Consider the following 20,972-nt stretch of genomic DNA (forward strand, 5'->3'; position numbering starts at 1 on the left):
GCGATCATGGGACTTCAAGAAGTATGGTTCGTGCTCGTCGCAGTACTGTTCATCGGTTACTTCGTCCTCGAAGGGTTCGACTTCGGTGTCGGAATGCTCATGCCGATCGTCGGCAGAGGCAGTGACCTCCCGGCCGATACGCGTCGACGGGTAGCGCTCAACACGATCGGCCCGGTGTGGGACGGCAACGAAGTGTGGCTGATCACCGCCGGTGGCGCGATGTTCGCGGCATTCCCGGAGTGGTACGCGACGTTGTTCTCCGGGTTCTATCTACCGCTGCTGATCATCCTGGTGGCCTTGATCGTTCGTATCTGTGCCATCGAATGGCGAAGCAAGATCGACGACGACAAATGGCGTCAGCGTTGCGACTGGGGCATCATCTTCGGCTCCTGGGTCCCGGCAGTTCTCTGGGGCGTGGCTTTCGCGAACATCGTTCGGGGCGTGGCGATCAACGCAGACAAGCAGGTCGAGTCGGGATTCTTCGATCTGCTCAATCCGTACGCGCTGCTCGGCGGTCTGACCACCGCGCTGGTGTTCGCTCTCCACGGTGCAGTGTTCCTGGCACTCAAGAGTGCCGACGAGGTTCGTGAAGATGCCGTGAAAATTGCTGCACGACTGGCAATTCCAGCTATTCCTGTTGCCGGCGGATTCGTTCTGTGGACGCAACTCGCCTACGGCAAGGGATGGACGTGGATTCTGGTAGCTGCCGCTGCTGCGGCACTGATCGGCGTCGTCTTCCTGACGCGGGCCGAGCGCGAAGGCTGGGCCTTCGTTCTCACCTGTGTGGCCGTCATCGCCACCGTCGTGCTGCTGTTCGCCTCGCTGTTCCCGAACGTCATGCCGTCGACGCTGGATCCGGCGTACAGCCTGACCATCGAGAACGCGTCGTCGAGTCCGTACACGCTCAAGGTGATGACGTGGGCCGCGGCATTCATGACGCCGGTGGTGATCATCTACCAGGGTTGGACGTACTGGGTGTTCCGACAGCGCATCTCCTCCAAGCAGATTCCGGCGTCGATCGGTCTGCGATTCAAGGAGAAGACGTGGTAGTCACCAACCTTGAATCACGAAACATTCGAATCACGAAAGAACTGACGGTCGAATTCACGTGACTATCGAAGTAGGCGACGCTCCCACCACTCGGGAGCGTCGCCGGGGGCCGATCGACCCGCGGCTGTGGCGACATTCCGCTTCTGCGCGCGGCTATCTGATCCTGACTGTTGCTCTGTCGATGGTGAACGTCGTGATGGTCATCGTCGCGGCGCTCATGATCGGCCGGGTGCTGGCCGGAGTGATCACCACTCGAACTGTGGATGTTTCCTCGTGGACAACCGAATTGGTTGTTCTCGCCGCAGCTGTGGCGGTCCGAGTTCTGGGGACCTGGCTGCAGACCAGGTATGCGCACCGGGCGTCGACTCGCGTCGTTGCCGAGATCAAGAACGGCGTGCTGACGTCGGCGACGGCGATGAGTCCTCGCGATCTGGATCCGCGGCGTGACGAGATCGCGACCGTGGTCACCCGAGGTGTCGACGGCCTTGGTCCGTACCTGACGGGATACCTTCCGGCCCTGGTCTTGTCGGTGACGCTGACACCCATCACCCTGATAGTCATTGCGGTGCAGGACATGACGTCTGCGGTCATCATCTTCGTGACGCTGCCGCTGATCCCCATCTTCATGATTCTGATCGGCCTGCTGACAAAGGGTAAGTCGGAGAAGACGCTGGCAGCGATGACCACGTTGTCTTCGCAACTGCTCGATCTCCTTGCCGGTTTGCCGACGCTGCGGGCGCTCGGTCGTCAGCAAGGTCCTGCCGAGCGCGTCCGTGAACTCGGTGACGCTCATCGGCGAACGACGATGTCAGCTCTCCGCGTCGCGTTCCTGTCCTCGATGGTGCTGGAACTGCTCGCAACGCTCTGCGTCGCGTTGGTGGCCGTGAGTATCGGCTTGCGACTGGTGTACGGCGACATGTCACTCGAGCCGGGGATAGTCGCGTTGATCCTCGCCCCCGAGGTGTACCTGCCACTTCGGATGGTGGGAACCCAGTTCCACGCCGCCGAGGACGGAATGGCGGCAGCCGACAAGGCATTCGAGGTTATCGAGGCGGATTCTGCCGCACCGGAGGGTGGTAGCACGACGGTGGTCGCTCGCGGTGCCGACATCGTCTTCGACGGACTCGGCGTGACCTCTCGTGGGGGAGTCGCACCGTCTCGACTTTCCGCCGTGGCATCGCCAGGGGCGATCACCGTGCTCACCGGTCCCAACGGCTGCGGCAAGTCGACGGCAGTGCACGCGCTGCTCGGGTTGATCGAACCGAGCAGTGGGCGCGTGACGGTCGCCGGCGTCGATGTCCGAGACCTGGACGAGCACGCGTGGTGGAGTCAGTTGGCCTGGCTACCGCAACATCCGGTCCTCCTGCCCGGCACCGTTCGTGAAAATCTCGATCTCACCGGGGTCGTCGATGCGCAAGCATTGGCTCGCGCCGCTGCTGCGACGGGATTCGACGCGGTACTGGCCGAGCTGCCTGCGGGCGTCGAGACCGTGATCGGCGTCGGCGGTACAGGTCTGTCTTTGGGGCAGCGGCAACGGCTGGCACTGACACGCGTGCTTGCCTCGGACCGCGTAGTTCTTGTCCTGGACGAACCCACCGCTCACCTCGACTCGGATTCGGAAGGGACAGTGTTGGCTTCTCTGAGAGCACGGGCGGAGCGTGGCGACACCGTTGTCGTGATCGGCCACCGTCCGAGTGTGCTTGCCGCAGCTGACCGGATCGTCGAGGTGCGCGCTCATGAGAAGTGACGCTCACGATCCGCTTCTGCGTGCTCTGCGGCTACTGGAACTTCGGCCACGACGCGTACTGACGGCGGTAGCGGCGGGTGTGGCAACACTCGGTAGCGCACTCGCCTTGGCCGCGCTGTCCGCATGGTTGATCACGCGTGCTTGGGAGATGCCCCCCGTTCTCGATCTCAGTGTTGCGGTAGTTGCCGTACGCGCATTGGGAATCTCACGTGGTGTCTTCCGCTATCTCGAACGATTGACGACGCACGACGTCGCGTTGCGCGGAACCACCGCGGCGCGATCGAGGATCTACCAGCAGTTGGCCGCAGGAGATCCCGCGGCAGCAGCCGGACTACGACGCGGTGACCTGCTCTCACGTACGGGCGCCGACGTGGATGCACTGGGCGACGTCGTCGTCAAAGCACTGATCCCGATTGCGGTCTCGATTGTCCTCGCGTTTGCTGCGGTGGGAATCCTGTTGTTCATCTCGGTTCCGGCCGCGCTCATCCTGGCTGTTGCGCTGGCGGTGTCCGGGATCGCGGCACCCTGGCTTTCGGCTCGTGCTGCTCGTCTCGCCGAGGCCGACAGTTCCGCTGCCGCAGCGCGATTCAGTGAGTCCGCGGTGACCGCCCTCGACCATTCCGCCGAGCTCCGGGTATCGGGTCGCTTGGATCAGGCGGTGAGCGAGGCTGTGTCCGCCGAGAACGAGGTGGTCGATGCAACCGATCGCGCGGCGGTACCGAGTGCCTTTGCCGCCGCGGCGACGCCCCTGGCAATCGGCGTGAGCGTCCTCGGTGCCCTGTTGATCGGAATTACGCTGTACGGAACCACCGACATGTCACCGATGTCCATGGGAATCCTTGTACTGCTTCCGCTGTCGGCTTTCGAGGGAACCGCGATACTGCCCAGCGCGGCAGTTGCGTTGACCAAGGCGCGGCTGGCGTCGGCACGCATCATGGCGGTACTCGATCGAGCCGACGCCGAACACGTTGAAGGAAATCGTGCGTGGCCGGAGGACGGGGTCCTGAGTGTGCACGCGTTGCGGGCGGGTTGGCCCGGGGGAAAGGTGACCGAACCGCTGTCGGTGGATCTTCCTCGCGGTGCTCGTGTTGCCGTCGTCGGCGAGAGCGGATCCGGAAAGACCACCGCGCTGATGACGATGGCGGGACTGCTGCCGCCTATCGCGGGAACAGTGCGCGTTGGCGGAGTGGATGTTTCGGAAGTCGATCCGGCCGAACTGCGCAGGCACGTCGGGTACTTCGCCGAAGACGCACACCTCTTCGAGACGTCGGTCCTCGAGAACCTGCGCGTCGCGCGGGGTGACCTCACCGCCGAGGACGCGGAGAAGGCACTTGCCGCAGTCGGTCTCGGCGACTGGCTGTCGGAACTGCCGGACGGGCTCGACACCTACCTGGTCGGCGGCACGCGAGCGGTTTCGGGCGGTGAGCGTCGTCGGTTGCTGTTGGCGCGCGCGATCGTCTCGCCCGCGGAGGTGCTGCTGCTCGACGAGCCGACCGAGCACATGGACGCGGAGGCGGGCGATCAGTTGCTCCGCGAGTTGCTCAGTCGCGACGCAACGCTGGTCGATTCTTCGCGAACCGTTGTTGTCGTCACCCACCAACTTCCGGACGGCACAGCAGCTGACCAGGTGATATGCGTCGGAAAAGTTTCTGTGGAAAATACGTTGCCGTCATCGTGAAGTGGGCGTACTTTCTCCTGTACACAAGGAAGGAGGTGGTCTGAAATTGAAGTACAGACGGACGCGTGAGGTGGCTGCCAGCTAGCCGCAATCGCTGATGGAATTCACTTACCGCGTGAGCGGCCGGCGAATCCCAGGCAGCCACCCGACCCCCGAGCCCCCGATCAGTCCGACCGGGATCCGCGCGAAAGCGTGGGTGTGGCTCGGGGGTCGCTTCGTGCCGTGCGCCTTTATCAACCCCCGGCGGTTAATAAAGGCGCACAGCGTGGACAAGGATTAGGCCCCCACCATCCACCGCGCTCGAGGATCGCTCTGACCTCGGCTGCAGTTCGGCACGAGGCCCCCTCCACCTCCTCCCAACCGAAGACCAGTGTGGCGTTGCTTGACAGTTCGGATGCGTTTCCTCGCCGACGATCCCGCAGCGCAGTCGCCCGAGAAGAGTGGAAGGCAAATCCGTCGAGTCGAACGATCAGTGCGACACCGCAATTGCGGTAGTCGACGTCCTCGTAGAAAGTTCTCCCATCGACGAGGACCGGCGATTGCCGTCGTGCTTCCGGCAAACCGTGTGCTCGCTCGACCTCGATTGCGTAGCGATGCTCGAGTACCGACTGGACACCGCGATCCAACAGGTCCAATGTCGAGGACAGCGCTTTGACATATCGCCTCGGCCGTCGGCATTCCATTCGGGTGCGCAATTCCATCCGTGACACTTTGCACGCCGTGGCCGAGCGAACCAGAGAACGAGCGGCGTCGCGAGCCGACGGCTCTGCAACCGCCAGGTCAATTGCGGTGTCGGCCAGCGAAGTACGAGCAGGCTGAGTGGCAACGCCGATGTGGGCCTGAGCGCGTGAACGATGAACGATCACTCCGGGATGGGCAGTGGACCACCCCAACGGAACGGGGCGCGCCGGGGAGCGTTCGGGTCTGACCGTCGGACTCTGACAGCGCGAGGATCTGCCGTATCGGACCGTGATGTGGACCGGCAGTTCGGACTCGATGTGCGTGAGTCCCCACTCTTCAGCTGCCGTCCGGTGACTCAGGTAGGTCTCTCCGCCGCCGAACAGAAGGGCGGCCTCGAGAATCATTGCTCGGTTGAGCGGGCCGTTGGTGCTGGATTGAACGCCGTGGAGGACGGAAGTCCATTGACCCGATTCGACCAGATGTTGGATGCGCCGCGGTGAATAGCCGAAAGGGCGTAGTTGTTTATTGGTCGCGAGTCCGTGTTGGAAGTCGAAGAGTCTTCGGAGATCAGGATCGATGTAGTCGCAGCTCATGCGAATACCGTCAGATCGCGGACCGACAAGAACCGGTCGAAGATGCCGCTCAGAAGCCCGCCTGTGGAATTTGTCGGTGCCTGTGGATAAATCTGCTGTGCGCCTTTATTAACCGCCGGGGGTTAATAAAGGCGCACAGCAGAGCTAGCCGATGTAGCGCGTCAGGCGGGCCGAGAGACGCGGTTCCAGGCCACCGTCAGACATGATCCGCTCTTCGACGTACGCAAGGTCGCCGCCTTCGACGATGCCGTACAGACGCTTCGCGCCGCCGTACAGTGCACCGGACTGGCTGCGGATCACCACGTCGGTGGCAAGTTCCCACGACGCTTGGGTGAGTGCGCGCCCGTAGTACATTTCGACGACACCGGAGCTGTGGCTGAGCAGGAGTTCGACCACTTCCTGGTTGACGCTGCCCGGGATGCCGTCGCCGCCCATGCGCCAGTAACCGCTCTCGCGCAGATCGGGGCTCACGTACTTGCCCTCGGCGTCGAGGCGCCAGGACCGGGACTCCCAATTGAGGTACGGGCCGCCGTCGTGCGAGATGACGATCTGCTGACCGAAGGCGTAGTCGCCGTTCTCGTCGTGTCCTTCACCTTCGCCGCGCCAGACACCGACGAGGGGGAGAAGCGCGAGGAGTTCGGGATTGATATCCGGGCCGAGGCGCAGGTTTGCGGTGTCCTCCGGCAACGGAAGGTCCGGCAGGGTCGGAATGTTGAGCGACGCCGTCGACTTGGAGCGCTCGACGGCGATGGCGACAGCTTCGTCCCCGCTGCCGCGCCTCACGGCACCTGCAGCGGCGGAATCGTCAGCGGTCGCGTCGGACCCTGAATCCGGAGCCTGACTCACGACTCGTCGGTGACCAAGCGGTACACGACGTACACGGAGAACCAAGCGATCATGACGGATGCGAGTGCGAGGAGTACCTCGAAGAAAATGACCACGGGTACATCTTAGACCGCGGCGACCGACCGGAAAAATCGGGAGCCGGAATGCAGAAGGCCCCGCACCGGAGGGGTGCGGGGCCGCCTGACAAAGCAGGAATTACTTGCTGACGGTCACGTCCACGTTGTGCACGCCCGAGCCCTCGGGAGCGACGGTGGAGGTGCCGTTGCCCGAGCTGGACAGTGCACGCACGGTCCACTCGCCCGGAGCGGCGAAGAAGCGGAAATCGCCGGTTCCTGATGCCACGACCTCGGCCGTGAACTCTCCGGAGCCGTCGAGCAGACGCACGAATGCGCCGCCGATGGGCTGGCCGTCAGCTGCGAGAACGCGGCCGGTGATGACCGTTTCCTTCTCGACGTCGACGCCGGCAGGCAGGGTCTGGCCCTGGGTAGGTGCTCCACACATGATCAGGCTCCCAATTCGATCGGTGCGCCGACGAGTGAGCCGTATTCGACCCAGCTGCCGTCGTAGTTCTTGACGTTGTTCTTGCCGAGGATCTCCTGCAGGACGAACCAGGTGTGGCTCGAACGCTCGCCGATGCGGCAGTAGGCGATCGTTTCCTTGGTGTCGTCGAAGCCCTTTTCCGCGTACAGCTTGGCGAGGTCGTCGTCCGACTTGAAGGTGCCGTCCTCGTTGGCGGTGGTGCTCCACGGGATGTTGATGGCTCCGGGGACGTGGCCACGCTGCTGCGCCTGCTCCTGCGGAAGGTGGGCGGGAGCGAGGATCTTGCCCGAGAACTCGTCAGGGCTACGAACGTCGACGAGGTTCTTGCTGCCGATGGCGTCGATGACCTCGTCGCGGAATGCGCGGATCGAGAAGTCGGGGGTCTCGGCCTTGTACTGCGTGGCTTCGCGGTTGACTGCGTCCTTGGAGAGCGGGCGTCCGTCGAGTTCCCACTTCTTGCGGCCGCCGTCGATCAGCTTGATGTCCTGGTGGCCGTACAGCTTGAAGTACCAGTAAGCGTAAGCGGCGAACCAGTTGTTGTTGCCACCGTAGAGAACGACGGTGTCGTCGTTCGCAATGCCTTTGGCGGAGAGCAGATCCGAGAACTGCTCCTGGTTCAGGAAGTCGCGTCGGACGCCGTCCTGGAGGTCCTTGCGCCAGTCGAGCTTGACTGCACCCTCGATGTGGCCGCCGTCGTATGCGCTGGTGTCCTCGTCCACCTCGACAAAAACGGTCTTGGGGGTGTTGAGGTTCTGCTCAGCCCAGTCAGCGGAGACTAGGACGTCGGAGCGAGCCATGGTGTTCCTTTCGATGTGGTCTTGCATCGGTCGTTATCTAGCAGGGGTTCAGCAGGGTTGTGGGGCAAGCGTTTTCACGCGGTGGTAGCGCGGCCGGTATTTCGCAGCCTTGCGACGAGTGGATAGATCTGGCAGCCGAGGCAGATGCCGAACGCGGCGTTGAGCAGGGCCGCGAACAAGGCGAAGCCGGTGGCAACGGTGCCGACGATCGTCGACCCGGCCAGGAAACCGACCGTGCCGGCGAGTGCGAAGACGAAGCCGACGAACTGCGCGAAGCGCAGCGGCGCCACGGGTTCGCGTTCGCTGACCGGCGAGAGTCGCGGGGCGACGAGCTTGCCGAAGATCTGGCCGTACGGGCTGCGCTTGGGGCCGAGTACCGCTCCGACCGCGAAGACGATGGCCTGTAGTGCGAGAACGACGGTGGCGGCGGGCAGTGAGAAGGTCGAGAGGATGAGCGTGAGTACGAGAACGCCGGTGGTGACCCACGCGGCGAATCGAGGTCCGCGGACGTCGACCTGCTCGAGCTGGGGTGTGGTTGTGGACATCGGGAGTGCTCCTGCGCTGGATTGCATGATGCTGTGCCTGGACCGAGAAAACGGGACGTCAAAGTCCCACTCGGTGGATTGATCACATGAGCGAAAGCTCGAAGGTCAGAGAGATCTGACGGATGAGGTGATCAGCAACAGGTACAGCAACAGCCCCCGAGGCGGCACAGGTCTACTGCGCGGCGTCGGGTGAGCATCAGCTCGTGGCGGGTTTGCACGTCGGCGAGTTTACCCCGAATTCTCGGATTTTGGCTCGTGGGGTCCGGATAGTGGTACGAGTGCAGCTTTCAGATCGGCTGCGGATGGCACTCCGGACACCCGGAACTGTTCCTCCAGGCCACCGTCGAGGATGAAGGTGGTGGGCAGCGAGAGGACACTCATCTCGCGTGCCAGAGCCGGTTCCTTGTCGATGTCGAGCTCGATCTCCACCGGCGGACGGGGAGCGTCGGCCATCGAGATCACGACCTGACCGACGACGCGGCGTACTGCCGCGCACGGTCCGCACCAGTCGGCAGAGAAATGCAGTACGACGGGTCCGCCGTTCGGCGAAGAGACTCCAGCGGCGCGGAGCAGTTCGAGGCGACTGTCCGCCGCGCCGGTCGCGGCCGGCGTGGTGACTCGGACCTTTCCGTTGCGCGACTTGAGAAAGAGCCCGACCGCGACGACGGCCACCAGCGCGACCAGCAGAATTGTGATCCCGGTCATCGGTTCTGCAGCTCTGCGAGATCGATCGTCGTGTTTTCGGCGCTGCCCTCGATCACGATTCTTCCGCCTTCCGCGTAGACCAGGCTCGGCTGAATTCCGTAGGGAAGTGCCTGCGGATCGATCGTGTAGCTGAACAAGCCGAGGACGACGGGTTCGAGTGCTGCGGGGATCGAGAAATCGGCTTTGCCCTCCGGACCGAAGTACAGATTGCTGGCGACGATCTTGACCTGCCCACCTTCCAGAACGAGGTTGGCCTGCACGCTCACTGCAGTCTCGACCGGACCGACGGCAACCGTTCCCGTCAGCACGACGGCGCCCGCGGTGCTCGCTCCGGTTCCGCCGCTGCCCCCGGTGCCATCCGACTTGTTGGCCGGCGGCGAAGATACCTGCAGGTCAGGGATATTGAGCAGCTTTCCGAGGTCGGTGGCGTTGATTCCCATCCGGCCGTCGAGTTTGTCGACGGGGAGTTGGGTGACATTGCCGTTCACGATGTCGGAGAAGGGAACGGTGACCCCGCGCAGATCGGCCTCGACGGTCACTTCGCCCACCACGTCGCTCTGGACGCCGGTAGCTCTGACGTAGACGTCCTTGTATTTCCCGCCGAGTGCCTGGGTGAGGAAGGGGAACCCGTTGAAGGTGACCTCCGGATCCGACTCGAGTGATGCGCCGGTTCGGAGCTCGCGGGAAACCCGGTACTCGGCGTACGCGGCCGCGCCGAAATCGGCCACCAGTCCGAGGCCGAGGAGAAAGACGATGCCGATGATCAGTTTGCGCACCGCACCATTGTGACGGACTCCGGTCGGGGTTCGATGCGACGGCCCCGGTACCAGGCACGCTAATGTAGGGACCGACCAAAAGCGTCGAACTACTCGAGCGTTGCCCTCACGGGTTGCGCGGGCTACTAGATAGGAGGCCGTGTGGAACTGCTCCTCCTCACCTCCGACCCCAACCCGGAAGCTGTACTACCGGCGTTGGCGTTGCTGGCGCACTCGGTTCGGCCTGCCCCCACAGAGGTTTCCTCGCTACTCGAGGCAAGTTCCGCGGACGTGGCATTGGTGGATGCGCGCACCGATCTGGCTGCCGCACGCGGGTTGTGTCGATTGCTCGGAAGCACAGGATCCGCAGTACCTGTGGTCGCCGTCCTCACCGAAGGCGGACTCGTTGCCGTCAACGCCGACTGGGGGTTGGACGACATCCTGCTTCCCGGTACCGGTCCGGCTGAGGTGGACGCCCGATTGCGGTTGTTGGTCGCCCGCAGCGGCGGTGTGGCCAGTCCGGAAGCGTCGGGAAAGATCACGCTGGGCGAACTGGTTATCGACGAGGGGACGTACACGGCACGACTGCGTGGACGGCCCCTTGATTTGACTTACAAGGAATTCGAGCTGCTCAAGTACCTCGCGCAGCACGCCGGACGGGTATTCACCCGGGCGCAGCTGCTGCAGGAAGTGTGGGGTTACGACTTCTTCGGTGGCACCAGGACGGTCGACGTCCACGTGCGTCGTCTGCGGGCGAAACTCGGCACCGAATACGAGTCCTTGATCGGTACAGTCCGAAATGTCGGATATAAGGCAGTGCGTCCGACCAGGGCCAAGGGTGGCGCCGCTGCTCCCGTTCAGTTCGAGGACGACGAGGACGTCGACTACGACGCGGCCGACGGATCGGTGGTCTGACGTGGGTTGGACAGATTCACTGCCGGCTGGATTCGCCGAGCAGGTTTCCGCGCTTCTCGATCGCGCAACCGAGTTCGACGGCAAGGCGCCCGTGTCGGAACAGGGGCGCCATGCCGTTGCCGGGCGCGGCGGCGCGCGACACTTCCTCGAACTCGACGGCGATGCAATCGTCGGTTATGCGCAGCTGCAAGCCGGTTCGGACGAGCATCCCGACATGGCCGAGTTGGTGGTCGACCCGCAGGCGCGGCGTCGCGGCATCGGAACCAGGCTTGCTGCAGCGGTATTCGACGAGGGCCGGCCGGGCACGCGTGTCTGGGCGCACGGAAACGTCGACGCCGCAGTCGAATTCGCCAAGACCCTCGATCTGGTCAGCGTTCGTGAACTCCTGCAGCTGCGTCGACCACTCGATGCTCCGCAGCTTCCGGAAATCGTTGTGCCCGAAGGTGTGACGATTCGGACGTATCGTGGACCCGAAGACGATTCCGAGATCCTTCGCGTCAACAATGCGGCCTTCTCCTGGCATCCCGAGCAGGGTGGCTGGACCCAGGCGGAGATCGACGAGAGAACGGCCGAAGGTTGGTTCGACCCTGCTGGTCTGTTCATGGCGTTCGCGGACACCGATCCCGATACTCTTCTCGGCTTTCACTGGACCAAGGTGCACGCACCCGAAGGTGACGATCCGGAGCTGGGGGAGGTGTACGTCGTGGGGATCGATCCCGCGGCGCAGGGACGCGGCCTCGGCCGAGTGCTGACTCTCGCTGGCATGCATTACCTGCGTGATCGCGGCCTCGGAACCGTCCTTCTGTACGTCGAAGGCGACAACACGGCCGCCCTCCACACGTACGAACGACTCGGCTTCGATCGCTTCCACGTGGACATGGCTTACGCCCGCGCGCTCTGACGTCACAGTCGGACACGCAGAAATGTCCAGTCTGTTCATTCTCCGTTAACCATGTGTGGTCCAGCCGGACACCGCGCCCGCCTACTTTTCTCTGTGGGCAGCGCCGTGTTGCCTGATGCAGATTTCAATCATTCTGCGTCTCATGTCGCCGCCCGATCGTGGGCGTGGCGGTAGCGATTTCCGGAGGATCTTGGTGAATCTCAAGCGCAGTGGTGCCCTGCTCGGTGTAGTGGCCGTGGGCGCCATGACCTTGGCCGCATGTGGCAGCGACAACAACTCGTCGTCGACGGGTGTGGACGCGTCCGCATCGAACGCAACGTGCGAAGGCAAGAGCAACCTCTCTGCCGCTGGTTCCTCGGCACAGAAGAACGCCATGGACCAGTTCGTCGCCACTTACATCTCCGTGTGCCAGGAAAAGGGCAAGACGGTCAACGTCGCGTACAACCCCAGCGGTTCGGGCGACGGTCGTACACAGTTCATCGCCGGCCAGATCGACTTCGCCGGCTCCGACTCGGCCATCAAGGACGAGCAGGCCGACAAGGCCAAGGAGCGTTGCGTCGGCGGCGAAGCCTGGAACCTTCCCCTCGTCTTCGGCCCGATCGCAGTTGCATACAACCTCGACGGCGTCGACAAGCTCGTTCTCAACGCAGAGGTTCTCGCGAAGATCTTCAACGGCGGCATCACCAAGTGGAACGATCCGGCAATCGCCGCGCTCAACTCCGGTGCATCGCTTCCCGACGAGAAGATCACCACCGTGATCCGCTCCGATTCCTCGGGTACCACTGACAACTTCCAGAAGTACCTCGACGCGGCATCGAACGGTGCTTGGACGTCGGGCGCAGGGTCCGACTTCACCGGTGGCGTCGGTGAGGGCGCCAAGGGTTCGGCGGGCGTTGCACAGGCAGTTGCCACGGCACCGGGTTCGATCACCTACGTCGAGAAGTCGTTCGCCGATCAGAACAAGCTCTCGGTTGCCGAAATCAACACCGGCTCCGAGGCAGTCGCACTGACCAACGACACGGCCGCGAAGTCGATCGCAGGCGCGAAGTTCAAGTCCGACGCAACCGGCGACCTGACGCTCGACCTCGCGTCGATCTTCAAGACCAACGAAGCCGGCGCCTACCCGCTGGTTCTCGCCACGTACTCGATCGTCTGCTCCAAGGGCTACGACGCGGACACCTCCGCAGCAGTGAAGTCGTTCCTGACGAGCGCGGCCAACGAGGGTCAGGCCAACCTGGCCGAGCAGGGTTACGTCCCGCTGCCGTCCAACGTCCAGGATCGCCTCAACGCGTCCATCACGGCAATCAGCTGACCTAGAGACTCGTGCGGACAAGCTCATGGATCTACATTCAGACGTGAAGGAAGTGAGCGCGCATGAGTGACGCGCCCATCACCTCGACATCTCGTTCTCCCGGCCCCGCAACCAGCGGGGCCGGGGTGGGCGGTCCGAACGGCACCACGGAGGACACGATTACTTCCACCAAGGCTCCAGAAACCGAGCATCCTCCGAAGGGTGACGGTCCGGGTAGCGGCAACAGCAAGACGGTGACCCGTCCGGGTGACCGCATCTTCAGCTCGCTCGCATCCGGTTCGGCAATCTTCATCACGGTTGTCATCGCGGCGATCGGCGCGTTCCTGATCTGGCGTGCTGTTCCTGCTTTGAGCCGGAACCAGGTCAACTTCCTGACCAGCCGTGAATGGGTCACGCAGAACATCAACGCGATGGCGTTCGGTGTCCTCGACCTTTTCCAGGTCACGGTGTTGGTCTCGCTGTTCGCACTGGTGCTCGCGATGCCGATCGCACTGGGCATCGCGATCTTCCTGACTTCGTACTCACCCAAGTGGCTCACGCGGCCACTGTCGTACACGATCGACCTTCTGGCAGCTGTGCCGTCCATCGTCTACGGCCTGTGGGGACTTCTCGTCTTCGCTCCGGCGATCACCCCGGTCGCGGTGTGGCTCAACGACACTCTCGGCTGGTTCCCGCTCTTCGCCGACGGCAGCGGATCGATCACCGGTGGCGGCACCATCTTCACCGCAGGCATCGTCCTCGCCGTGATGATCCTTCCGGTCATCACCGCAGTGACCCGCGAGGTGTTCATCCAGACCCCGCGATCACAGATCGAAGCCGCACTCGCCCTCGGCGCCACGCGCTGGGAAGTTGTGCGCACCACGGTCATCCCGTTCGGTAAGTCCGGCTACATCAGCGGCTCGATGCTCGGTCTCGGACGCGCACTCGGTGAGACGATGGCGCTCTACCTGATCCTGCGAACCACCTCTCAGGCCTTCGGCTGGTCGCTGTTCGACGGCGGCTCGACCATCGCCTCCAAGATCGCCCTCGGCTACGCGGAGTTCAACAACGACATCCAGGCAGGCGCGTACATCGCGGCCGGACTGGTGCTGTTCGTACTGACCTTCGTCGTCAACGCGGCTGCCCGCGCAGTGATCGCCGGAAAGAAGGACTGACCCATGACCTCCACTCTGGACCGGCCGGTCAAGGCCCCCACTTTCCAAGGCGTCGGCGCTCGTCGTCGTGCCAAGGACGTCATCGCGACCATCCTGGTGAGCCTGGCAGTCGTCATCGCGCTCATCCCGTTGGTCTGGGTGCTCTTCACGGTCATCGCCAAGGGCCTGCCCGCTCTGACGTCGCCTACCTGGTTCACCAACTCGCTGAGCGGATTGACGGCGTCGGCCGACGGCGGCGGTATCTATCACGCATTGATCGGCACCCTGCTGCAAGGCATCGTGTGCGCGGTCTTCTCCATCCCGCTCGGTATCTTCGTCGCGATCTACCTGGTGGAGTACGCCGACCGGAAGTCGAAGCTGGGCAAGCTGACCACGTTCATGGTCGACATCCTCAGCGGTGTTCCGTCGATCGTGGCTGCGCTGTTCATCTACGCCCTGTGGATCGCGACCTTCGGCTTCCCCAAGTCCGCGTTTGCGGTGTCACTGGCTCTGGTCCTTCTGATGGTCCCGGTCGTCATCCGCTCCACCGAGGAAATGCTGCGCATCGTCCCGATGGATCTGCGAGAGGCGTCGTACGCGCTCGGTGTGCCGAAGTGGAAGACCATCTCGAAAATCGTTCTGCCGACGGCACTTCCCGGCATCATCACCGGCGTCATGCTGGCCCTGGCCCGCGTGCTCGGTGAGACCGCACCGCTGCTGATCCTCGTCGGCTACGCACCGTTCATCAACTTCGACCTGTTCAACGGCGAAATGGGCACACTGCCTTCCGTCATGGTCGCCGAGATGAACAACCCCACCGACGCCGGCACCAACCGCATCTGGGGCGCAGCACTGACCCTGATCCTGCTGATCGCGATCCTCAACATCGTCGCGAAGCTGATCGGTCACTTCTCACAGGTCAGAAGTAAGTGATGCGGCCTCGGAACATGTTCGTACTCAACAGCGTCAACAACTCAGTAGGGAGCCGGTAATGGCCAAGCGTCTGGATCTCAAGGACGTCAACATCTACTACGGCAAGTTCCACGCCGTCGCCGATGTGGGCCTGTCCGTCCCGCCCCGGAGCGTCACCGCCTTCATCGGCCCGTCCGGTTGCGGCAAGTCCACCGTTCTCCGTTCACTCAATCGCATGCACGAAGTGATTCCCGGTGCGCGCGTCGAGGGTTCGGTGCTGCTCGACGGCGAGGACATCTACGGCTCGAACGTCGATCCGGTCGGTGTTCGCAAGACCATCGGCATGGTGTTCCAGCGACCCAACCCCTTCCCGACCATGTCCATCAAGGACAACGTCGTCGCGGGCTTGAAGTTGCAGGGCGAGCGCAGCAAGAAGAAGCTCGACGAGGTGGCCGAGCGTTCGCTGCGCGGTGCCAACCTGTGGAACGAGGTCAAGGATCGCCTCGACAAGCCCGGTGGCGGCCTCTCAGGCGGTCAGCAGCAGCGTCTGTGCATCGCGCGTGCCATCGCGGTCTCGCCCGACGTCCTGCTCATGGACGAGCCGTGCTCCGCGCTCGACCCGATCTCGACTCTCGCGATCGAAGACCTGATCACCGAGCTGAAGAAGGATTTCACGATCGTCATCGTCACGCACAACATGCAGCAGGCTGCGCGTGTGAGTGACCAGACGGCATTCTTCAACCTCGAGGCAACCGGCAAGCCCGGTCAGCTCGTCGAGATCGACGACACCGAGAAGATCTTCTCGAACCCGACGCAGAAGGCCACCGAGGACTACATCTCCGGCCGCTTCGGATAGGTCCCGGGATCAACCCTGCACGATCATGTTTCACCCCCGTTTCCAACAGGAGACGGGGGTGAAACTTTTTGGTTGTGGTGATAGTTCCCACTCCGGTGCGCAGAGCTGAGCGTCGTTGGGCGCCCGAATAATTCGATGAGCAGCGCAAGTGCGCCGAGTGGGCGCTGAAGTAGCCGACGATGTGAATCTCGTGGATACTGACGACGCTTCGGACAATGCTAATCTCGGCCCGACAGCACGCTGTCGATCGATGTCGTTTCACAACCGGAAGGGCTTGTCAGTGCACCTCACCCCTTCAGATACCGAAAAGCTGCTCCTGAGCGTCGCGGGCATGGTCGCCCGTGACCGCCGCGAGCGCGGGGTACTGCTGAACTACCCCGAAGCGATGGCACTGATCTCGTGCTGGATTCTCGAGCGCGCGCGTGACGGAATGACGGTTGCGGAACTGATGAACGCCGGTCGGCAAGTGCTCACCCGCGACGACGTGATGGAAGGGGTACCCGAGATGATTGCAAACGTCCAGGTGGAGGCCACTTTCCCGGACGGTCGCAAACTGGTCACCGTGACGGAGCCCATTCGATGATTCCCGGCGAAGTACGTGTGTCCACCGAACCGCTCGAGTTCGGCACGGACGCGGAGAAGATCACGATGGTCGTCGTCAACGACGGCGATCGCCCCATTCAGATCGGTTCACATCTCCACCTTCCCGCGGCCAACCCGGCGTTGACCTTCGATCGCGAAGCGGCAGACGGCTTCCGGCTCGACATCCCCTCGGGAACGTCGGTTCGGTTCGAACCCGGGGTCAGCAGAACGGTGACACTGATCGCGCTCGGCGGACTCAAAAGGGTTCCGGGCCTGCAGATCGTGCCGGACGAAGACCTACCGACACATGCGCGCGAGCCCAAGACCGTCATGCCGTTCGGCACGCCCGGCGTCGAGGTCGAAGAACCTTTGCGAGCGTCCTCGGTGAACGTGCGTGTGAGTGATGTTCCAGTCGAGGCGGATTCACCGGACGACGCCGCGACGACAGTTGAGAGGACAGCCGAATGAGCAGGATCGATCGACGCGGCTACGCCTCCCTGTACGGCCCGACCGCAGGCGACCAGATCCGTTTGGCCGACACAGATCTGTGGATCGAGATCGAGCACGACTACACCGCGACCGGCGACGAGATGGTCTTCGGCGGCGGTAAGAGCATCCGCGAGTCGATGGGCCAGGGCCTGACCACTCGCGACCAGGGCGCTCTCGACGTCGTCATCACCAACACGGTGATTCTCGATCACTGGGGAATCGTCCGGGCAGACGTCGGAATTCGCGACGGACGCATCGTTGCGATCGGCAAGTCCGGTAACCCCGACATCATGGATGGCGTGCACCCCAAGTTGCTCATCGGGCCGAGCACCGACGTGATCGCCGGCGAGGGGAAGATCCTCACCGCGGGTGCGATCGACACTCACGTGCACTTCCTCAGTGAAATCGAGATGATGGAGGCGCTCGCGACCGGTACGACGACGGTGGCGGGCGGCGGAACGGGCCCCACCGAGGGAAGCAAGGCAACCACCGTCACACCCGGCGCCTGGTCCTTGACGATGATGCACCGCGCCCTCGACCACATCCCGCTCAACGTTCTTCTCCTCGGCAAGGGCAGCACCGTCAGCCATGAGGCCATGCGTCAGGAAGCTCTCGCCGGCGCAGGCGGATTCAAGGTCCACGAGGACTGGGGTTCCACTCCGGCTGCGATCGACGCAGCGCTGCGCGCAGCCGACGAGTTCGGCCTCCAGGTAGCGCTGCACGCCGACAGCCTCAACGAAACCGGTTACGTACAGCACACTTTGGATGCGATTGCCGGACGTGGGATCCACGTGTTCCATGCGGAAGGCGCCGGCGGCGGGCACGCACCGGACATCATCGTGACGGCAGGTGAGCCGAACGTTCTTCCGGCATCGACCAATCCGACGTTGCCGCATACCGTCAACACGGTTGCCGAGCACCTCGACATGCTCATCGTGTGTCATGCGCTCAATCCCCGGGTTCCGGAGGATCTTGCCTTTGCCGAGTCCCGGATCCGGCCGACAACGATTGCAGCAGAAGACTTTCTGCACGACATCGGAGCCATCTCGATCACCTCGTCCGACGCCCAAGCGATGGGCCGTATCGGTGAGGTGACCCTGCGGACATGGCAGGTGGCTCACGTCATGAAGGCCCAGTACGGCAAGCTGGGCACCAGCATGCCGGCCGACAACGAGCGTGCGCGGCGTTACGTCGCCAAGTACACGATCTGCCCCGCGGTGGCGCACGGTATCGATCACGAGATCGGCTCGGTCGAGGCCGGGAAGATGGCGGACCTGGTGCTGTGGGATCCCGCGTTCTTCGGAGTCCGTCCTTCTGCCGTGATCAAGGGCGGGGCGATAGTTGCTGCGCCGCTTGGTGATCCGAATGCTGCTATCCCGACCCCGCAGCCGGTGTTCGTTCGCCCGGCCATCGCGGCGACTCCGGGATCGGCCCCGCACCTGTCCACGACGTTCGTCTCTCCGATGGCCATCGAGGACGGTCTGGCCGATCGTCTCGGTCTCACCCGCACCCTTACCGGTGTTCGTCCGACGAGACACCTCACCAAGGCGGACATGCCGAACAACACGGCGCTGCCGTCCATCGACGTCGATCCGGAGACGTTTGCCATCAAGGTCAACGGCGACCTGATCGCGCCCAACCCCGTTGACGTGGTGCCGATGGCTCAGCGCTACATGCTGTTCTGAAGTCATGTCGATCGAGACGGCGTCTGCCGAGATAGCATCGATGCTCTTGGCAGACGGGCGTCTGCCTACCGGCGGTCACGCGCACTCGTCGGGGTTGGAACCGGCACTGGCGGGCGGACTCCTGCAGAGTCAGGTCCCTGACTTCATTCGCGGTCGACTCGAAACAGTGGGACTTGTCGAGGCCGCTGCAACGGTGGTCACGCGCCGCTGGGCCGTAAGTGAGGGTAGTGCAGGCGAGCTCGAGGACATCTCGAGGGAACTGCTCGCTCGGACTCCCAGCGCACCGCTGCGTGAGGCGTCGATTCAGCTCGGCCGTGGGCTGGCGAGACTGGCGTCGCGATTGTGGCCGCAGCACCCCGCGGTGCAGATGCTCATGGCGCTGCCTGGGCATCCGATGCGTCCGCTCGCGTTGGGCGTCTTCACGGCGGTCTCCGGGATGGACGACCTGCAGGCAGCCAGATCTTGTTTGTACGACGACGCCCAAACGGTGGCGTCGGCGGCATTGAAGCTACTGCCGGTGGATCCGGCAGAACCGGTCGAATGGTTGCTCCGAGCAGCCCCGACCATCGAAACCGTCGCCGCGGCTGCCGTAGCCGTCGAGGGCGTCGCAGATATACCCGCAACAACAGGGCCGTTGGTCGAACAATGGTCACTCGAACACCACGCTCGATCCAGGAGGATTTTCCGTGCTTGACAACCTGAACAACACCACCACTGCTGCAAGAGGTTTGAGGCTCGGCGTTGCCGGCCCCGTCGGCACCGGCAAAAGCACCCTCATCGCCACCATCTGCCGCGAACTCGCGGCGGAGTACGAGATCGCGGTGGTCACCAACGACATCTACACCGACGAGGACGCGCGACTGTTGCGCGCGGCCAACGTTCTGCCGATCGAGCGCATCGTCGCAGTCGAGACCGGTGCGTGCCCGCACACGGCTATTCGTGACGACGTCACGCCGAACCTCATTGCGGTCGAAGACCTCGAGCGTCAGTTCCATCCCCTCGACATGGTGATCGTGGAAAGCGGCGGTGACAACCTGACCGCCACGTTCAGCCCGGCACTGGTCGACGCCCAGATCTTCTGCATCGACGTCGCGGGCGGCGGAGACGTCGCACGCAAGGGCGGTCCCGGAATCGAGCGGGCAGATCTGTTGGTGGTCAACAAGATCGACCTGGCCCCGTACGTCGACGTCGACGCGGTCCAGATGGTTGCCGATGCCACGGCCGCGCGTGACGGACTTCCCGTTCTCGCGCTCAGCCAGAAGGATCACTCAACGATCGACCAGCTCAGTGCGTGGCTCCGCCAGGTCATCGCATCTCATCGCGCGGGTAGTCACACCCCGCAGGATCCGGGGCCGATGGCGCCGCACTTCCATGCCGATGAAGAAGACCACGGTCACGGTCACGGGCACAGCCACTCTCACGCTCACTGATGCGCACTGGAGCTACGCGGGTCGTCGTCGAGAGAGTGGGTGACACCGCTGTTGCGCGAGAGCTGATCTCGGGCGACTTCCTGGCCCCGCGGTTCGTCGACGCTCGCGGGCTCACCGTGCGAATTGCCCTGGTAGGGCACAGCGCAACGCTGTTGGCCGGCGACGACCTGCGTATCGAGTTCGTGGTCGCACCCGGTACGTGTCTCGAGGTGATCGAGCCGTCCGGGACCGTCGCGTACAACGCACGCGGTGGCCGGGCGTCGTGGTCGGCTTCGGCGAGCGTCGGTGCCGGTGCGGCGCTGATCTGGCGTGCGGCACCGTTTGTCGTCGCCGGCGGCGCGGATGTGACCAGGCGCGTGGATATTTCACTGGAATCCGATGCCGTTGCGCTGCTCGACGAGATGATCATATTCGGCCGGACCGGCGAAACCGGCGGTGCGCTTCGCTCGGATCAGCGCATTACCGTCGACGGTGACGCGCTGCTCGTGGAAACTCTCGACCTGCGTAGCGTTCCTGGCCGTTCGCTGCCGGGAATTCTCGGTGGCCATCGCGTGCTCGGTACGACCATGCTGTTGGGGATGAAGACTACCGACGACGTCGAAGGGCACGTGACGCCGCTGGCGGGAGCAGGGATGCTGGCACGGGCCGCTGCCGATCACGCACATGAGGCGAGCGCAGCGTTGGATCCGATCTGGTCGCAGTGGCGTGGGCGGGTTTCGCAGGAGTACACCGACTGATTCGCCCTACCGTCACACTTCGGGAGGCTGCGTCGTCCAGTATGTGACCAGGCCGAAGAGAGCCGGGCGCACAGGTTTGACGG

At 63.6% G+C, this 20,972-nt stretch carries 23 protein-coding genes; 15 read left to right on the forward strand and 8 right to left on the reverse strand.

Annotated elements, in window-relative coordinates; all coding sequences use genetic code 11:
- Positions 1–6 precede the first annotated feature (6 nt).
- From cydB to cydC, 3 genes are read left to right on the forward strand one after another with little or no spacing between them, the layout of a single operon-like run.
- Positions 7–1,050 (forward strand): cytochrome d ubiquinol oxidase subunit II, encoded by a 1,044-nt coding sequence (gene cydB, locus ABIE52_RS28110; protein WP_003939727.1) that lies wholly within the window; start codon positions 7–9, stop codon positions 1,048–1,050.
- A gap of 58 nt (positions 1,051–1,108) precedes the next feature.
- Positions 1,109–2,797, forward strand: a complete 1,689-nt coding sequence (cydD, locus tag ABIE52_RS28115; protein WP_192712242.1) for a thiol reductant ABC exporter subunit CydD — start codon at positions 1,109–1,111, stop codon at positions 2,795–2,797.
- A complete protein-coding gene (gene cydC, locus ABIE52_RS28120) occupies positions 2,787–4,475 on the forward strand; it encodes a thiol reductant ABC exporter subunit CydC (protein WP_192712243.1) in 1,689 nt (562 codons plus the stop codon). Before cydD ends, cydC begins: the two co-directional genes overlap by 11 nt.
- Positions 4,476–4,708: 233 nt before the next feature.
- Here the strand turns inward: cydC and ABIE52_RS28125 are convergent, their stop codons facing one another.
- The 8 genes from ABIE52_RS28125 to ABIE52_RS28160 form a co-directional block, all read right to left on the reverse strand.
- Positions 4,709–5,749, reverse strand: coding sequence for a type IV toxin-antitoxin system AbiEi family antitoxin domain-containing protein (locus tag ABIE52_RS28125; protein ID WP_192712244.1), 1,041 nt, complete (start codon positions 5,747–5,749; stop codon positions 4,709–4,711).
- Between the two features lie 144 nt (positions 5,750–5,893).
- The gene (locus ABIE52_RS28130) at positions 5,894–6,532 is read right to left on the reverse strand and encodes a heme-binding beta-barrel domain-containing protein (protein WP_039973378.1); all 639 of its coding nucleotides are present in this window, start codon (positions 6,530–6,532) and stop codon (positions 5,894–5,896) included.
- A 258-nt stretch (positions 6,533–6,790) separates the two neighbouring features.
- Positions 6,791–7,096: a DUF1416 domain-containing protein gene (locus tag ABIE52_RS28135; protein WP_003939797.1), complete on the reverse strand. Its 306-nt coding sequence runs from the start codon at positions 7,094–7,096 to the stop codon at positions 6,791–6,793.
- Positions 7,097–7,098: 2 nt separating this feature from the next.
- Entirely contained in the window at positions 7,099–7,932 is an 834-nt protein-coding gene (locus tag ABIE52_RS28140) for a sulfurtransferase (RefSeq protein WP_003939859.1), read from the reverse strand.
- A 74-nt stretch (positions 7,933–8,006) separates the two neighbouring features.
- Entirely contained in the window at positions 8,007–8,477 is a 471-nt protein-coding gene (locus tag ABIE52_RS28145) for a DUF4395 domain-containing protein (protein WP_003940408.1), read from the reverse strand.
- Positions 8,478–8,608: 131 nt separating this feature from the next.
- A complete protein-coding gene (locus tag ABIE52_RS28150; RefSeq protein WP_350318872.1) occupies positions 8,609–8,695 on the reverse strand; it encodes a putative leader peptide in 87 nt (28 codons plus the stop codon).
- A gap of 10 nt (positions 8,696–8,705) precedes the next feature.
- On the reverse strand, positions 8,706–9,182 hold the full coding sequence (locus tag ABIE52_RS28155; RefSeq protein ID WP_003939684.1) for a thioredoxin family protein: 477 nt from the start codon (positions 9,180–9,182) through the stop codon (positions 8,706–8,708).
- A complete protein-coding gene (locus ABIE52_RS28160; RefSeq protein ID WP_003939847.1) occupies positions 9,179–9,958 on the reverse strand; it encodes an LmeA family phospholipid-binding protein in 780 nt (259 codons plus the stop codon). Before ABIE52_RS28160 ends, ABIE52_RS28155 begins: the two co-directional genes overlap by 4 nt.
- Before the next feature lie 141 nt (positions 9,959–10,099).
- Here ABIE52_RS28160 and ABIE52_RS28165 point away from each other — a divergent pair, with 141 nt between their 5' ends.
- The 12 genes from ABIE52_RS28165 to ABIE52_RS28220 all read left to right on the forward strand — a co-directional run bounded on the left by ABIE52_RS28165 (position 10,100) and on the right by ABIE52_RS28220 (position 20,889).
- Positions 10,100–10,852 (forward strand): winged helix-turn-helix transcriptional regulator, encoded by a 753-nt coding sequence (locus tag ABIE52_RS28165; protein WP_003939728.1) that lies wholly within the window; start codon positions 10,100–10,102, stop codon positions 10,850–10,852.
- 1 nt (position 10,853) lies between these two features.
- Positions 10,854–11,753 (forward strand): mycothiol synthase, encoded by a 900-nt coding sequence (gene mshD, locus ABIE52_RS28170; RefSeq protein WP_166502588.1) that lies wholly within the window; start codon positions 10,854–10,856, stop codon positions 11,751–11,753.
- 193 nt (positions 11,754–11,946) lie between these two features.
- A complete protein-coding gene (pstS, locus tag ABIE52_RS28175; protein WP_003940482.1) occupies positions 11,947–13,065 on the forward strand; it encodes a phosphate ABC transporter substrate-binding protein PstS in 1,119 nt (372 codons plus the stop codon).
- Positions 13,066–13,127: 62 nt separating this feature from the next.
- Entirely contained in the window at positions 13,128–14,219 is a 1,092-nt protein-coding gene (gene pstC / locus ABIE52_RS28180; RefSeq protein ID WP_007733846.1) for a phosphate ABC transporter permease subunit PstC, read from the forward strand.
- 3 nt (positions 14,220–14,222) lie between these two features.
- Positions 14,223–15,131, forward strand: a complete 909-nt coding sequence (gene pstA / locus ABIE52_RS28185; protein ID WP_003940100.1) for a phosphate ABC transporter permease PstA — start codon at positions 14,223–14,225, stop codon at positions 15,129–15,131.
- A gap of 58 nt (positions 15,132–15,189) precedes the next feature.
- Complete coding sequence (gene pstB / locus ABIE52_RS28190) at positions 15,190–15,966, forward strand: phosphate ABC transporter ATP-binding protein PstB (RefSeq protein ID WP_003939968.1); 777 nt, start codon at positions 15,190–15,192, stop codon at positions 15,964–15,966.
- A gap of 280 nt (positions 15,967–16,246) precedes the next feature.
- A complete protein-coding gene (ureA, locus tag ABIE52_RS28195; RefSeq protein WP_003939800.1) occupies positions 16,247–16,549 on the forward strand; it encodes an urease subunit gamma in 303 nt (100 codons plus the stop codon).
- Positions 16,546–17,016, forward strand: a complete 471-nt coding sequence (gene ureB, locus ABIE52_RS28200) for an urease subunit beta (protein WP_007733849.1) — start codon at positions 16,546–16,548, stop codon at positions 17,014–17,016. Before ureA ends, ureB begins: the two co-directional genes overlap by 4 nt.
- A complete protein-coding gene (locus tag ABIE52_RS28205; protein ID WP_030535249.1) occupies positions 17,013–18,722 on the forward strand; it encodes an urease subunit alpha in 1,710 nt (569 codons plus the stop codon). Before ureB ends, ABIE52_RS28205 begins: the two co-directional genes overlap by 4 nt.
- 4 nt (positions 18,723–18,726) lie before the next feature.
- Positions 18,727–19,416, forward strand: a complete 690-nt coding sequence (locus ABIE52_RS28210; protein WP_042451391.1) for an urease accessory protein UreF — start codon at positions 18,727–18,729, stop codon at positions 19,414–19,416.
- On the forward strand, positions 19,409–20,152 hold the full coding sequence (ureG, locus tag ABIE52_RS28215) for an urease accessory protein UreG (protein ID WP_003939705.1): 744 nt from the start codon (positions 19,409–19,411) through the stop codon (positions 20,150–20,152). The genes ABIE52_RS28210 and ureG overlap by 8 nt, the downstream gene beginning before the upstream one ends.
- Complete coding sequence (locus ABIE52_RS28220; protein ID WP_260456834.1) at positions 20,152–20,889, forward strand: urease accessory protein UreD; 738 nt, start codon at positions 20,152–20,154, stop codon at positions 20,887–20,889. Before ureG ends, ABIE52_RS28220 begins: the two co-directional genes overlap by 1 nt.
- The last annotated feature ends 83 nt before the right edge of the window (positions 20,890–20,972 follow it).

It is taken from the genome of Rhodococcus sp. OAS809, assembly GCF_040546695.1.
In the GTDB taxonomy this organism is placed as follows: Bacteria; Actinomycetota; Actinomycetes; order Mycobacteriales; family Mycobacteriaceae; genus Rhodococcus_F; species Rhodococcus_F qingshengii.